The sequence below is a fragment of the Enterobacter cloacae complex sp. 342H5 genome, from assembly GCF_050030905.1.
In the GTDB taxonomy this organism is placed as follows: Bacteria; Pseudomonadota; Gammaproteobacteria; order Enterobacterales; family Enterobacteriaceae; genus Enterobacter; species Enterobacter intestinihominis.
Genome location: NZ_JBLGVB010000001.1, coordinates 4,310,247 through 4,324,569, shown reverse-complemented (window position 1 = coordinate 4,324,569; position 14,323 = coordinate 4,310,247). Strand labels below are relative to the sequence as shown.

8 protein-coding genes are annotated in these 14,323 nt (G+C 57.1%); all 8 read left to right on the top strand.

The features are described 5' to 3' along the window. Positions 1–100: 100 nt before the first annotated feature. On the top strand, positions 101–289 hold the full coding sequence (bcsR, locus tag ACQG03_RS20695) for a cellulose biosynthesis protein BcsR (RefSeq protein WP_022649731.1): 189 nt from the start codon (positions 101–103) through the stop codon (positions 287–289). Positions 290–300: 11 nt separating this feature from the next. Next, positions 301–1,053, top strand: coding sequence for a cellulose biosynthesis protein BcsQ (bcsQ, locus tag ACQG03_RS20690; RefSeq protein WP_023298843.1), 753 nt, complete (start codon positions 301–303; stop codon positions 1,051–1,053). Then, complete coding sequence (bcsA, locus tag ACQG03_RS20685; protein ID WP_063163995.1) at positions 1,050–3,665, top strand: UDP-forming cellulose synthase catalytic subunit; 2,616 nt, start codon at positions 1,050–1,052, stop codon at positions 3,663–3,665. The genes bcsQ and bcsA overlap by 4 nt, the downstream gene beginning before the upstream one ends. A gap of 10 nt (positions 3,666–3,675) precedes the next feature. Continuing rightward, complete coding sequence (gene bcsB, locus ACQG03_RS20680) at positions 3,676–6,099, top strand: cellulose biosynthesis cyclic di-GMP-binding regulatory protein BcsB (RefSeq protein WP_074148427.1); 2,424 nt, start codon at positions 3,676–3,678, stop codon at positions 6,097–6,099. A gap of 6 nt (positions 6,100–6,105) precedes the next feature. Continuing rightward, on the top strand, positions 6,106–7,212 hold the full coding sequence (gene bcsZ / locus ACQG03_RS20675) for a cellulose synthase complex periplasmic endoglucanase BcsZ (protein ID WP_063147206.1): 1,107 nt from the start codon (positions 6,106–6,108) through the stop codon (positions 7,210–7,212). Beyond that, positions 7,194–10,676, top strand: coding sequence for a cellulose synthase complex outer membrane protein BcsC (bcsC, locus tag ACQG03_RS20670; RefSeq protein ID WP_063163997.1), 3,483 nt, complete (start codon positions 7,194–7,196; stop codon positions 10,674–10,676). Before bcsZ ends, bcsC begins: the two co-directional genes overlap by 19 nt. A 120-nt stretch (positions 10,677–10,796) precedes the next feature. Beyond that, complete coding sequence (gene hmsP / locus ACQG03_RS20665; RefSeq protein ID WP_063163998.1) at positions 10,797–12,803, top strand: biofilm formation regulator HmsP; 2,007 nt, start codon at positions 10,797–10,799, stop codon at positions 12,801–12,803. Positions 12,804–12,962: 159 nt separating this feature from the next. Then, positions 12,963–14,249: a C4-dicarboxylate transporter DctC gene (gene dctA, locus ACQG03_RS20660; protein WP_022649724.1), complete on the top strand. Its 1,287-nt coding sequence runs from the start codon at positions 12,963–12,965 to the stop codon at positions 14,247–14,249. The last annotated feature ends 74 nt before the right edge of the window (positions 14,250–14,323 follow it).

The following is a 14,323-nucleotide window of genomic DNA, read 5'->3' as shown; positions in this document are numbered from 1 at the left end:
AATTAAAGAACATCAGATTTAGCATGTAAATGAAATTTCGTGGGCAGGACGCCTCGCTGCATCTGAATCTTATGATTTTACTCAAAGGGATGAAATAAGAATGCAAAATAACGAACCCGCAACTCCAGTCGACCCAAGCCTGGGTTACACATTCCAAAACGATTTTCTGGCGCTCACGCAGGCTTTTTCATTGCCTGAAATAGATTACACCGATATTTCCCAGCGGGAACAGTTGGCTGCGGCTATTAAACGTTGGCCGTTATTAGCTGAGTTTGCCCAACAACAATAAGGAAGCCATTGATGGCCGTACTAGGATTACAGGGCGTCCGTGGTGGAGTGGGTACAACTTCCGTAACCGCGGCGCTGGCGTGGTCATTACAGGTTTTAGGTGAATCAGTACTGGTTATTGATGCCTGCTCCGATAATTTGCTGCGCATGTCTTTCAATGTCGACTTTACGCATGAAAACGGCTGGGGGCGCGCGCTTCTGGACGATAAAGACTGGCGGGATGCGGGTTTGCGCTATACCTCCCAGCTCGATTTGCTTCCCTTTGGTCAGATGACGGAAACCGAACGCGGGAATGAAGCTGCGTTTCAGCGCCTGTTCTCTCGCTTCACCACCGCTTTGCAGAGTCTGAAAGAGAGCGGACACTATCAGTGGATCCTGCTGGACCTGCCGCACGGCGCCGCGTCGCTGACCCGCCAGCTTCTGTCGCAGTGCGACCATGTGCTCTCCATTGCGAACGTAGATGCGAATTGTCATATCCGTCTGCATCAACAGGCAATGCCTGCCAATGCCCATATTCTGATTAACGATCTGCGCATTGGCAGCCAGATCCAGGACGATCTGTACCAGGTCTGGCTCCAGAGTCAGCGCCGCCTGTTGCCAATGGTTATTCATCGTGACGAAGCGATGGCGGAGTGCCTCGCTTCCAAACAACCGCTTGGGGAGTACCGTAGTGATTCACTGGCGGCAGAAGAGATCCTGACGCTGGCCAACTGGTGTCTGCTGCACTTTGCTAAACGGCCGGAGCCTGCCGGGAGTTCAGTATGAGCCGCCTGACCAACTGGTTGCTCATCCCGCCGGTCAGTTCGCGCTTAAGTGAACGCTACCGCCATTACCGTCATCACGGCGCCTCATCGCTGAGCGCTGCGCTGGGCTGCTTATGGATGATTCTGGCGTGGATGTTCATCCCCCTCGAACATCCACGCTGGCAACGTATTCGTGCGCGCCACGGTGAACTCTATCCGCATATCAACCCTGACAAGCCGCGTCCGCTCGATCCCGCGCGCTACGCTATACAGTCCATCTGGCTTCTGGCGACCTCAACGGGTGCGGAGAAAAAAACGTCACGCTGGCGCAGCTTCGATCGCGTGCAGAACTTACGTGAACACTATCACCAGTGGCTTAACCGGCTACCCGACCGGGTTGGCGATAGAACAGGTCATTTAGATAATCACAAAGAGCTCGGGCACCTTCACCCGGGCTTACGGCGTTTTATTCTCGGCGTGGTGGTGGTGTTCTCGCTCATACTGGCGCTGGTCTGTATTACCCAGCCCTTCAACCCGCTGGCACAGTTTACCTTCCTGATCCTGCTGTGGGGCGTGGCGCTGCTGGTGCGGCGCATTCCGGGGCGTTTTTCTGCCCTGATGCTGATCGTGCTGTCGCTGACCGTTTCCTGCCGCTACATCTGGTGGCGATATACCTCAACGCTGAACTGGGACGATCCGGTCAGCCTGGTGTGTGGGTTAGTGCTGCTGTTTGCTGAGACCTACGCCTGGATCGTGCTGGTGCTGGGTTACTTCCAGGTTATCTGGCCGCTGAATCGACAGCCGGTGCCGCTGCCAAAAGACACGACCCAGTGGCCAACGGTGGACCTCTTCGTGCCGACCTACAACGAAGACCTGTCGGTGGTGAAAAACACCATTTACGCCGCGCTGGGTATCGACTGGCCGAAGGATAAAATCAAAATCTGGATCCTCGATGACGGTGGCCGCGCCGAGTTCCGCCAGTTCGCGGACGAAGTAGGGGTCGAGTACATCGCCCGTACCACGCATGAACACGCTAAGGCCGGTAACATCAACAATGCGCTGAAATATGCCAAAGGGGAGTTCGTCTCTATTTTCGACTGCGACCACGTGCCAACGCGCTCGTTCCTGCAAATGACCATGGGCTGGTTCCTGAAGGAGAAAGAGCTGGCGATGATGCAGACGCCGCACCACTTCTTCTCACCGGACCCGTTTGAACGTAACCTCGGTCGTTTTCGTAAAACCCCGAACGAGGGCACACTGTTCTATGGCCTGGTGCAGGACGGGAACGACATGTGGGACGCAACGTTCTTCTGCGGCTCCTGTGCGGTGATCCGCCGTAAACCGCTGGATGAAATTGGCGGGATCGCCGTCGAGACGGTCACGGAAGATGCGCACACTTCGCTGCGTCTGCACCGTCTTGGCTATACCTCCGCCTACATGCGCATTCCTCAGGCGGCGGGGCTGGCCACGGAATCCCTGTCGGCGCACATCGGCCAGCGTATTCGCTGGGCGCGCGGCATGGTGCAAATTTTCCGCCTCGATAACCCGCTGATGGGTAAAGGACTGAAACTGGCGCAACGGCTGTGCTACGTCAACGCCATGTTCCACTTCCTGTCGGGTATTCCACGGCTTATCTTCCTCACTGCGCCGCTGGCGTTCCTGCTTCTTCACGCTTACATCATCTATGCGCCTGCGCTGATGATTGCCCTGTTCGTTCTGCCGCACATGATCCACGCCAGCCTGACGAACTCGAAGATTCAGGGGAAATATCGCCATTCGTTCTGGAGTGAAATCTACGAAACGGTGCTGGCCTGGTATATCGCGCCGCCAACCATGGTGGCGCTGATTAACCCGCATAAAGGGAAATTCAACGTCACCGCGAAGGGCGGGCTGGTGGAAGAGGAGTATGTCGACTGGGTGATCTCCCGGCCCTATATCTTCCTGGTGCTGCTGAATATTGTGGGCGTGATTGTTGGGATCTGGCGCTACTTCTACGGCCCGGAAAACGAAATTCTGACGGTCTTCGTGAGTATGGCGTGGGTGTTTTATAACCTGATTATCCTCGGTGGCGCGGTGGCGGTATCGGTTGAGAGCAAACAGGTTCGCCGCGCGCATCGCGTCGAAATCAGCATGCCAGCGGCCATTGCCCGCGACGATGGACATCTCTTCTCCTGTACCGTACATGACTTTTCGGATGGCGGTCTGGGTATCAAGATCAACGGTCAGGCGAAGGTGCTTGAGGGGCAGAAGGTCAACCTATTGCTTAAGCGCGGCCAGCAGGAGTATGTCTTCCCGACGCAGGTGGTGCGTGTGAGAGGAAATGAAGTGGGTCTGCAACTGATGCCGCTGACTAAAAAGCAACACATTGATTTTGTGCAGTGTACGTTTGCCCGCGCGGATACGTGGGCTCTCTGGCAGGACAGCTTCCCTGAGGATAAGCCTCTGGAAAGCCTGCTGGATATTCTTAAGCTGGGGTTCCGTGGCTATCGTCACCTTGCAGAATTTGCCCCGTCGTCGGTGAAATTAATTTTCCGGTCACTTACTTCACTGGTTTCCTGGGTCGTGTCGTTCATTCCGCGTCGACCTGAGCGAGATGAAGCGAAGCAGGCGGACCCGGTTATGGCTCAACAATGATGATAACGCGATGAAAACAAAACTTTCCTGGTTATGTGCAGTGGCAATGGGGATGAGTGCGCTCCCTGCAACAGTGGCTAACGCGGCGCCTGATAACGCAGCGACCACACCCGCGCCAACGGTGCCTGTCGTCGCGCAAGCGACCGATCCGGTAGTGACGGCGGCGCCGGGGCAGACGGAAAACGTCGTCCCGAATCAGCCGACGACGGGGAATACGCTGCCCGCCGACAACCCGGTGGTTGGGCAGGTTATGCCTGGCGTGCCGGGAGCCAGTGCACCGGTGGTTGCGGAAAATACGCCGTCGCGTGACGTTAAGCTGACGTTCGCCCAGATCGCGCCACCTCCGGGCAGCATGGTTCTGCGCGGCATCAACCCAAATGGCGGTGTCGAATTCGGTATGCGTAGCGATGAAGTCGTGTCGAAAGCGATGCTCAACCTGGAATACACGCCATCGCCGTCGCTGCTGCCGGTGCAATCCCAGCTTAAGGTCTATCTGAATGAAGAGCTGATGGACGTCCTGCCCGTCACCAAAGAGCAACTGGGTAAGAAAACCCTGGCTCAGGTGCCGATTAACCCGCTGTTTATCACCGACTTTAACCGCGTGCGTCTGGAATTTGTCGGCCATTACCGCGATGTCTGTGAAAACCCGGCCAGCAGCACCTTGTGGCTGGATGTTGGTCGTAACTCTTCGCTTCAGATGACCTATCAGCCGCTGGCGTTGAAAAATGATCTCTCCGCCTTCCCGGTGCCTTTCTTCGACCCGCGTGATAACCGTCCACTGAACCTGCCAATGGTGTTTGCGGGCTCTCCTGATGTGACCGAACAGCTGGCGGCCTCTATCGTGGCATCCTGGTTTGGTTCCCGCTCCGGCTGGCGTGGCCAGAGTTTCCCGGTTATGTACGACAAAATGCCGGACAAAAACGCGATTGTGTTTGCCACCAACGCCAAACGCCCGGCATTCCTGCGGGACCATCCAGAGGTGAAAGCGCCCACCATCGAGATGATCAGCCATCCCGACAATCCGTACGTGAAGCTGCTGGTGATCTTCGGGCGTGATGATAAAGATCTGGTGCAGGCGGCAAAAGGCATTGCTCAGGGCAATATCCTGTTCCGCGGTAATAGCGTCGTGGTGGATGAGGTGAAACCGCTGCTGGCACGTAAGCCTTATGATGCGCCGAACTGGGTCCGCACCGACCGCGCGATTACCTTCGGCGAGCTGAAAACCTATGAAGAGCAATTGCAGTCAACCGGGCTTGAACCTTCTCCTGTCAGCCTGTCGCTGAACCTGCCGCCGGATCTCTATCTGCTGCGCACCAACGGTATTGATATCAACCTGAACTACCGTTACACCGCGCCGGTAACCAAAGACAGCTCGCGCATGGATATCAGCCTCAACAACCAGTTCCTGCAATCCTTCAGCCTGACCAGCAGCCAGGAGACAAACCGGTTGATGCTTCGTCTGCCTGTATTGCAGGGGCTGCTGGATGGCAAAACCGATGTGTCGATCCCGGCGCTGAAGCTCGGTGCGGTGAACCAGCTCCGGTTTAACTTCCAGTATATGAACCCGATGCCGGGTGGATCGGTGGAAAACTGTATTACCTTCCAGCCGGTGCAAAACCACGTGGTGATTGGTGATGATTCCACAATCGACTTCTCGAAGTATTACCACTTTATCGCGATGCCGGATCTGCGTGCGTTTGCTAACGCCAGTTTCCCGTTCAGCCGCATGGCTGATCTCTCTGAATCGATTATCGTGATGCCAAAAGCGGCCAACGAAGGCCAGGTTGCCACGCTGCTGGACACCATGGGCACCGTCGGGGCGCAAACCGGCTTACCGGCTATCAACGTGACGGTGACGGATGACGGTAGCCAGATCCAGAACAAAGATGCCGATATCATGGTCATCGGCAACATTCCGGACAAGCTGAAAGACGAGAAGCGCGTCGATCTGCTGGTGCAGGCGGCTCAGTCATGGGTCAACACGCCGCTGCGTCAGACCGAGTTCCCAAGCATCATGCCGGACAGCGGCGATCGTCAGGCCAATATCAGGACGACCGTAAGCTCAACGGGTCCGATGGCTGCGATTGTCGGCTTCCAGTCTCCGTATAACGACCAGCGCAGCGTGATCGCCCTGCTGGCGGACAGCCCGCGCGGCTATGAGCTGCTCAACACGGCCATGAACGACAGCGGTAAACGGGCGGCAATGTTCGGTTCCGTCTCGGTGATCCGTGAGTCGGGGGTAAACAGCCTGCGCGTGGGGGATGTCTACTACGTCGGTCATCTGCCGTGGTTCGAACGCCTGTGGTACGCCCTCTCTAACCACCCGGTGCTGCTGGCCGTGTTGGCTGCGCTCAGCGTTGTATTGCTGGCGTGGGTACTGTGGCGTCTGCTGCGAATCATCAGCCGTCGTCGTCTTAACCCGGACCATGAGTAAGCCGTGATGAAAATCTTTCGCGGGTGTGTAGTCGCAGCGTTGATGCTGGCGGCGGCGAATCTTCACGCCGCCTGTCGCTGGCCTGCCTGGGAGACGTTCAAACAGGATTATATGAGCGAAAGTGGGCGCATCATTGATCCCAGTGACGCGCGCAAAATTACCACCTCCGAAGGGCAAAGCTATGGACTGTTCTTTGCCCTGGCAGCAAACGATCGCAAGACGTTTGATCTGCTGCTGACATGGACGCGCGATAACCTTGCCGAGGGGGATTTAGCCCAACATCTCCCGGCGTGGCTGTGGGGGAAAAAGGACGACAACACCTGGGCGGTTATCGACCCTAACTCCGCGTCCGATGCCGATATCTGGATTGCCTGGTCGCTGCTGGAAGCCGGGCGGCTGTGGAAAAATCCCGATTACACGCGCACGGGTAAGGCGCTGTTGACGCGCATTGCCAGTGAGGAAGTGGTGAAGGTGCCGGGGCTGGGTTCTATGCTGCTGCCGGGTAAAGTCGGTTTTGCCGAAGAGAGTGTCTGGCGCTTCAACCCCAGCTACCTGCCGCCGCAGCTTGCGAGCTATTTCACCCGTTTCGGCGCACCGTGGACAACGCTCCGTGAAACCAACCTGCGTCTGCTGCTGGAGACCGCGCCAAAAGGATTTTCCCCGAACTGGGTGAAATACCAGAAAAAGGGCGGCTGGCAGTTGAAGCAGGATACGACCCTGATCGGCAGTTACGATGCGATTCGCGTCTATCTGTGGGTAGGGATGATGAACGATAACGATCCGCAAAAAGCCCGGCTACTGGCGCGTTTCAAGCCCATGGCGACCACCACAATCAAACAAGGCTTACCGCCGGAAAAAGTGGACGTAGCGACCGGGAAACGTACCGGAGATGGGCCGGTAGGGTTTTCTGCCTCCCTGCTTCCATTTTTACAAGAACGGGACGCGCAGGCGGTGCAACGCCAGCGTGTCGCCGATCGTTTTCCCGATAACAATGCTTATTACAGCTACGTTCTGACCCTCTTTGGACAAGGGTGGGATCAGCATCGTTTTCGTTTCACCGCGCAAGGTGAATTACTACCGGATTGGGGCCAGGAATGCGCACGTTCACACTAAATCTACTCGCCTTATCGCTTGGCCTGGCGCTCATGCCCCTGGCCCAGGCCGCCAACTCCCCGCAGCAGAGACAGCTGCTGGAACAGGTTCGTCTGGGGGAATCCACCCAGCGTGAGGATTTGGTGCGCCAGTCGCTCTATCGCCTTGAGCTGATCGACCCCAACAACCCGGACGTGATTGCCGCTCGCTTCCGCTACCTGTTACGACAGGGGGATACGGCGGGCGCGCAAAAAGAGCTGGATCGCCTGAAAGGAATGGCACCCGATTCCAGTGCGTACCAGTCCTCCCGTACGACCATGCTGCTCTCCACGCCGGATGGTCGCCAGGCCCTCCAGCAGGCTCGCCTGCTCGCCACCACCGGGCACACGCAGGAAGCTATTGCCGCGTATGACAAACTGTTTGACGGTAATCCGCCCAGCGGCGACATCGCGACGGAGTACTGGAACGTGGTGGCGAAAGAGCCTGCCCGCCGCAATCTTGCCATTAATCAGCTGAAGAAAATCAACGCCAGCAGTCCGGGCAACGCCCCGCTACAGGCTTCGCTGGCGCAGCTTCTGTTCCAGAGTGGACGGCGTGATGAAGGGTTTGCGGTTTTACAGGAGATGGCCAAATCGAACAATGGCCGCAGTCAGGCGTCGGACATGTGGTACCAGCAGATCAAAGATCAGCCGGCCAGCAGCGCCAGCGTTACCGCGCTGCAACAATACCTGAGCGTGTTCAGCGATGGCGATAACGTGACGGCGGCGCGCGCCCAGCTTGAAGCGCAGCAAAAACAGCTCGCCGATCCGGCGTTTCGCGCCAAAGCCGAAGGGTTAGCCGCAGTGGATGCCGGGCAGGGCAGTAAAGCGGTAACGGAGTTGCAGAAAGCAGTCAGCGCCAACCACGCCGACAGTGAAGCCGTAGGCGCGCTGGGGCAGGCCTATTCGCAGAAAGGCGATCGCGCCCGCGCGGTTGCGCAGTTTGAAAAGGCGATCGCCCTCGATCCGCAGAGCGACAACCGGGGCAAATGGGACAGCCTGCTGAAGGTTAACCTATACTGGCTGCTGATCCAGCAGGGTGACAACGCCCTGAAAGCCAACAAGACAGCCCAGGCGGAACGCTATTATCAGCAGGCGCGCAACATTGACAATACGGACAGCTACGCGGTCCTGGGGCTGGGTGACGCGGCGGCGGCGCGCAAAGATAACGACGCGGCTGAACGCTATTATCGCCAGGCATTGCGGATGGACAGCGGCAACAGCAACGCGGTACGCGGTCTTGCCAATATTTATCGCGAGCAGTCTCCGGAGAAGGCGACGCAGTTTATTCAGTCGCTCTCTGCCAGCCAGCGCCGCAGCATTGATGATATTGAACGTAGCCTGACGAACGAGCAGCTCTCGGCTCAGGCTGAACAGCTGGAAAGCCAGGGAAACTATGCGCAGGCCGCAGAAATTCAGCGCCGACGCCTTGCGCTTTCCCCGGGCGACGTGTGGATCACCTACCGGCTATCACGCGATCTGTATAGCGCGGGTCAGCGCAGCCAGGCGGATAACCTGATGCGCCAGCTGGCAAGCCAGAAACCGGGCGATCCGGATCAGGTTTACGCCAGCGGGCTGTACCTGTCCGGTAACGATCGGGACCGGGCCGCGCTGGCGCATCTGAACACGCTGCCGCGCGACAAGTGGAACGGCAACATCCAGGCGCTGGCGGACCGCCTGCAAAGTAACCAGGTGCTGGAAACCGCCAACCGCCTGCGCGACGGTGGAAAAGAGCAGGAGGCGGAAGCGCTGCTTCGCCAGCAGCCCCCGTCCACCCGTATTGACTTAACGCAGGCGGACTGGGCTGAACAGCGTGGCGATCATGAGGCCGCGAAAACCGCCTACAACACCGTCCTGCAACGGGAACCGCAGAACGAAGACGCAATTCTCGGCCTGACCGAAGTCAATCTTGCTCAGGGCAACAGGGACGCCGCTCGCGCTGAGCTGGCGAAACTGCCCGCGGCACAAAACGGCGAACCGCTCTCCCTCAATATGCAGCGCCGGATCGCCATGGCGCAGGCCGGTCTGGGTGATCCTGCCGCGGCAGAAAAGACCTTCAACGCCATTGTTCCTCAGGCAAAATCGCAGCCGCCTTCTATGGAAAGCGCGCTGGTGATGCGTGATGCCGCCCGTTTCCAGGCGCAAAACGGCCAGCCTCAGCAGGCGCTGGAAACCTGGAAAGATGCGATGGTCTCATCTGGCATCACAACGACTCGTCCAACCGATAACGACAGCTTTACGCGTCTTACGCGTAACGATGAGAAAGATGACTGGCTGAAGCGCGGCGTGCGCAGCGATGCAGGCGATCTTTATCGTCAGCAGGATCTGAACGTCACGCTGCAACACGACTACTGGGGATCCAGCGGCACGGGGGGCTATTCCGACCTGAAAGCGCACACCACTATGCTCCAGGTGGATGCGCCGCTATCGGATGGCCGCATGTTCTTCCGTAGCGATCTGGTCAATATGAACGCCGGTTCCTTTGATACGGACAATGGAACCTACGATCCAACGTGGGGTACCTGCGCCGAAACGCCATGTCACGGCAGCACGAACCAGTCGGCCAACGGCGCCAGCGTGGCCGTCGGCTGGCAGAACAACACCTGGGCGTGGGACATCGGTACAACGCCGATGGGCTTCGACGTGGTCGATGTGGTGGGCAGCCTGAGCTACAGCAACGACTTGGGGCCGATTGGCTACACCCTGAACGCCCATCGTCGTCCGATTTCCAGCTCGGTGCTGGCCTTCGCCGGGCAAAAAGATCCTAATACCGACACCACCTGGGGCGGCGTACGTGCTACCGGTGGCGGCGTGAGCATGAGCTACGACAAAGGCGAAGCTAACGGGATCTGGTCAAGCCTGAGTGCCGACAGCCTCACCGGGAAGAATGTCGAAGATAACTGGCGGGTCCGCTGGATGACCGGCTATTACTACAAGCTTATCAATCAGGACAACGAGCGTCTGACGGTCGGCGTGTCCAATATGCTCTGGCATTACGATAAGGATTTAAGTGGCTATTCGCTGGGCCAGGGCGGTTACTACAGTCCCCAGGAGTATGTGTCGTTTGCCTTACCGGTGAACTGGCGTAAACGCACAGAGAACTGGTCATGGGAACTGGGCGGTTCCGTCTCATGGTCCCATTCAAAAACAAAGGATGTGATGCGTTATCCGTTGCAGGGGCTGATCCCGGACAATGAGCCAGGCCGTTATACCGATAAAGGTGTGATGGGAACCGGAAGTAGCTCGTCAGGGACGGGTTATACCGCAAGGGCGATTGTTGAACGCCGTGTGACGTCCAACTGGTTTGTCGGTCTGGGCGTCGATATTCAGGAAGCGAAAGACTATACCCCGAGCCATGCGCTGCTCTATGTTCGGTATTCTGCCGCAGGCTGGCAGGGTGATATGGACTTACCGCCGGAACCGCTGGTGCCTTATGCAGACTGGTGATCGGATTTTTGCTTAATCTAATTGTAAGTCTCTCTTAAAAGTGCAGCTATCGGGTATACTCGGGCGCACCAGGTTTACGCCCTGGTGCGCCCTGCGCTTCGAGTTTTGTGGAGAGTCATTTTGCGTGTCAGCCGTTCCTTAACGATCAAACAGATGGCGATGGTGTCTGCCGTCACAATGCTGTTTGTCTTCATCTTCTGCGTCATTTTGCTGTTTCATTCCGTACAGCAGAATCGCTATAACACGGCTTCGCAACTGGAAAGTATTGCCCGCTCGGTGCGGGAACCCCTGTCGGCCTCGATCCTGAAAGGGGATATCCCCGAGGCGGAATCTATCCTGAAGCGCATTCAGCCCGCCGGTATCGTGAGCCGCGCCGACGTCGTGCTGCCGAACCAGTTCCAGGCGCTGCGGATGAGCTTTATCCCGGAGCGTCCCGTCCCGATGATGGTGATGCGCCTGTTTGAACTGCCGGTGCAGATTTCCCTGCCTCTCTATTCCCTGGAAAGACCGGCTAACCCGCAGCCGCTGGCCTATCTGGTACTACAGGCGGACTCGTACCGCATGTATAAATTCGTCATGAGTTGGGTTGCTACGTTAGTGACTACTTACTTACTTTTGACCTTAATGTTGAGCGTGGCGCTGACGTGGTGCATCAACCGGTTAATTGTGCATCCGTTGCGCCGCATAGCCCGGGAGCTGAATGACCTCTCTCCGCAGGAGCATATGGGGCATCAGCTTCCCTTGCCGCGTCTGCATCACGACGATGAAATCGGCATGCTGGTCCGCAGTTACAATATCAACCAGCAGCGTGTCCTGCGTCAGCAGGAAGAGGTCAGTAATAACGCCACCCGTTTCCCGGTTTCCGACCTGCCAAACAAAGCGTTTTTAATGGCCCTGCTGGAGCAGACCGTCGCTCGCCAGCAGACCACCGCGCTGATGGTGATTGCCTGCGAGACCTTGCAGGACACGACGGGCGTGCTGAAAGAGAGCCAGCGCGAGATGCTATTACTGACGCTGGTGGAAAAAATCAAATCTGTGCTGGCGTCGCGCATGGTACTTACCCAGGTCAGCGGCTATGACCTGGTGGTGATTGCGCACGGTGTAAAAGAGCCGTGGCACGCTATTACGTTAGGTCAGCAAGTACTCACTGTCATAAATGAGCGGCTACCCATTCAGGGTATCCAGCTACGCCCAAGTGCCAGCATTGGTATCGCAATGTACTACGGTGGTCTGACCGCCGAGCAGTTATACCGTCGGGCTTTCTCAGCAGCGTTTACCGCGCGCCGAAAAGGCAAAAACCAGATCCAGTTCTTTGATCCAGAGCAAATGGAAAAAGCCCAGCAGCGCCTGACGGAAGAGAGCGACATTCTGACGGCGATGGACAATCGCCAGTTTGCGCTCTGGCTACAGCCGCAGGTGGATTTGCGCACGGGTGAAGTGACCAGCGCCGAAGCGTTGCTGCGCATGCAGCAGCCGGACGGCACGTGGGAGCTGCCTGAGGGGATGATCGAACGTATCGAGTCCTGCGGCCTGATGGTCACCGTCGGATACTGGGTGCTGGAAGAGTCGTGCCGCCAGCTTGCGGCCTGGCAACAACGGGGCATCACGCTGCCGCTGTCGGTGAATCTTTCTGCGCTACAGCTGATGCACCCGACTATGGTGCCGGATATGCTCGAGTTGATCCATCGCTACCGCATCCAGCCCCACACGTTGATCCTGGAAGTCACCGAGAGCCGTTGTATTGACAATCCTGACGACGCTGTCGCCATTCTGAAACCGCTGCGTAATGCCGGGATCCGCATTGCGCTTGACGATTTTGGTATGGGGTATTCCGGCCTGCGTCAGCTCCAGCACATGAAAACCCTGCCGGTGGACGTCCTGAAAATCGACAAAACCTTTGTGAAAGGGCTGCCGGAGGATTGCAGCCTGGTGCAGGCCATTATCCAGATGGCGCACAGCCTGAACCTGCACGTGACTGCCGAAGGTATTGAGGCCGAAGCCCAGCGCGAGTGGCTGGCTGCGGCGGGCGTGGAGAGCGGTCAGGGCTTCCTGTTTGGCCGCGCCGTGCCGACGGATACCTTTGAGCGACGCTATCTCGCCGACGCTGGCAATAACGCAAAAGTGTAATTTTGTTGCTGGCTTGTGCGAGCCAGCTCAAAGTTCTTAACATTTGTGTTTCAAATTTGAACCCCGTTTATTTCTGTCCTGTTATGTGGGTGTTATTTTAAAGCCGCAGGTTAACCATAACCTTACAAAGCCTGTAGTTATTCTTTCCAGGGACACCCTATGAAAACCTCACTCTTCAAAAGTCTTTACTTCCAGGTCCTGACAGCCATCGCCATCGGTATTCTGCTCGGTCACTACTACCCGGAGCTGGGCGCGCAAATGAAACCGCTTGGCGACGCGTTCGTTAAGCTCATCAAAATGATCATCGCGCCGGTCATCTTCTGTACCGTGGTGACCGGTATCGCCGGCATGGAAAGCATGAAGGCGGTCGGGCGTACGGGGGCGGTTGCCCTGCTGTACTTCGAGATTGTCAGTACCATCGCGCTGATTATCGGCCTGATTATTGTCAACGTGGTACAGCCTGGCGCGGGCATGAACGTTGACCCGGCCACGCTGGATGCGAAAGCGGTGGCGGTTTACGCTGAACAGGCGAAAGATCAGGGGATTGTTGCCTTCCTGCTGGACGTGATCCCGAGCAGCGTGATTGGCGCGTTCGCCAGCGGAAATATCCTCCAGGTACTGCTGTTTGCCGTGCTGTTTGGCTTTGCCCTGCACCGTCTTGGCAGCAAAGGTCAGCTGATTTTTAACGTCATTGAAAGCTTCTCGCAGGTTATCTTCGGCATCATCAACATGATTATGCGTCTGGCCCCGATTGGTGCCTTTGGCGCGATGGCCTTCACCATCGGGAAATACGGCGTCGGCACGCTGGTACAGCTTGGCCAGCTGATTATCTGCTTCTATATCACCTGTATTCTGTTTGTGGTGGTGGTGCTCGGCTCCATCGCTCGTGCGACCGGCTTCAGCATCTTCAAATTTATCCGTTACATTCGTGAAGAGCTGCTGATTGTCCTCGGCACATCCTCTTCTGAGTCCGCGCTGCCGCGTATGCTCGATAAAATGGAAAAGCTGGGCTGCCGTAAGTCAGTGGTGGGGCTGGTTATTCCTACGGGCTACTCCTTTAACCTGGACGGCACCTCGATTTACCTGACGATGGCGGCGGTCTTTATTGCTCAGGCCACCAACAGCCACATGGATATCTTCCATCAGATTACGCTGCTGGTCGTCCTCCTGCTCTCCTCGAAAGGGGCGGCGGGCGTAACGGGTAGCGGATTTATCGTGCTGGCGGCCACTATCTCAGCGGTTGGCCATCTGCCGGTGGCGGGTTTGGCCCTGATCCTCGGTATCGACCGCTTTATGTCTGAAGCCCGCGCGTTAACCAACCTGATTGGTAATGGTGTGGCGACGGTTGTGGTGGCGAAGTGGGTAAAAGAGCTGGATCACAAGAAACTTAACGATACGCTGAATAATCGCACATCTGAGGACAAAACCCCCGGTTTATCCTCTTAATCCCTCATAAATGCCCGTATTCCCTTGTGGGGATGCGGGCACCTGCGCATAATAACCGCTCATACCTGTCATAT

Coding starts and splice junctions, on each gene's coding strand:
- bcsB (WP_074148427.1), top strand. CDS start 3,676: ATGAAAACAAAACTTTCCTGGTTATGTGCAGTGGCAATGGGGATGAGT.
- bcsQ (WP_023298843.1), top strand. CDS start 301: ATGGCCGTACTAGGATTACAGGGCGTCCGTGGTGGAGTGGGTACAACT.
- bcsC (WP_063163997.1), top strand. CDS start 7,194: ATGCGCACGTTCACACTAAATCTACTCGCCTTATCGCTTGGCCTGGCG.
- bcsZ (WP_063147206.1), top strand. CDS start 6,106: ATGAAAATCTTTCGCGGGTGTGTAGTCGCAGCGTTGATGCTGGCGGCG.
- dctA (WP_022649724.1), top strand. CDS start 12,963: ATGAAAACCTCACTCTTCAAAAGTCTTTACTTCCAGGTCCTGACAGCC.
- bcsA (WP_063163995.1), top strand. CDS start 1,050: ATGAGCCGCCTGACCAACTGGTTGCTCATCCCGCCGGTCAGTTCGCGC.
- bcsR (WP_022649731.1), top strand. CDS start 101: ATGCAAAATAACGAACCCGCAACTCCAGTCGACCCAAGCCTGGGTTAC.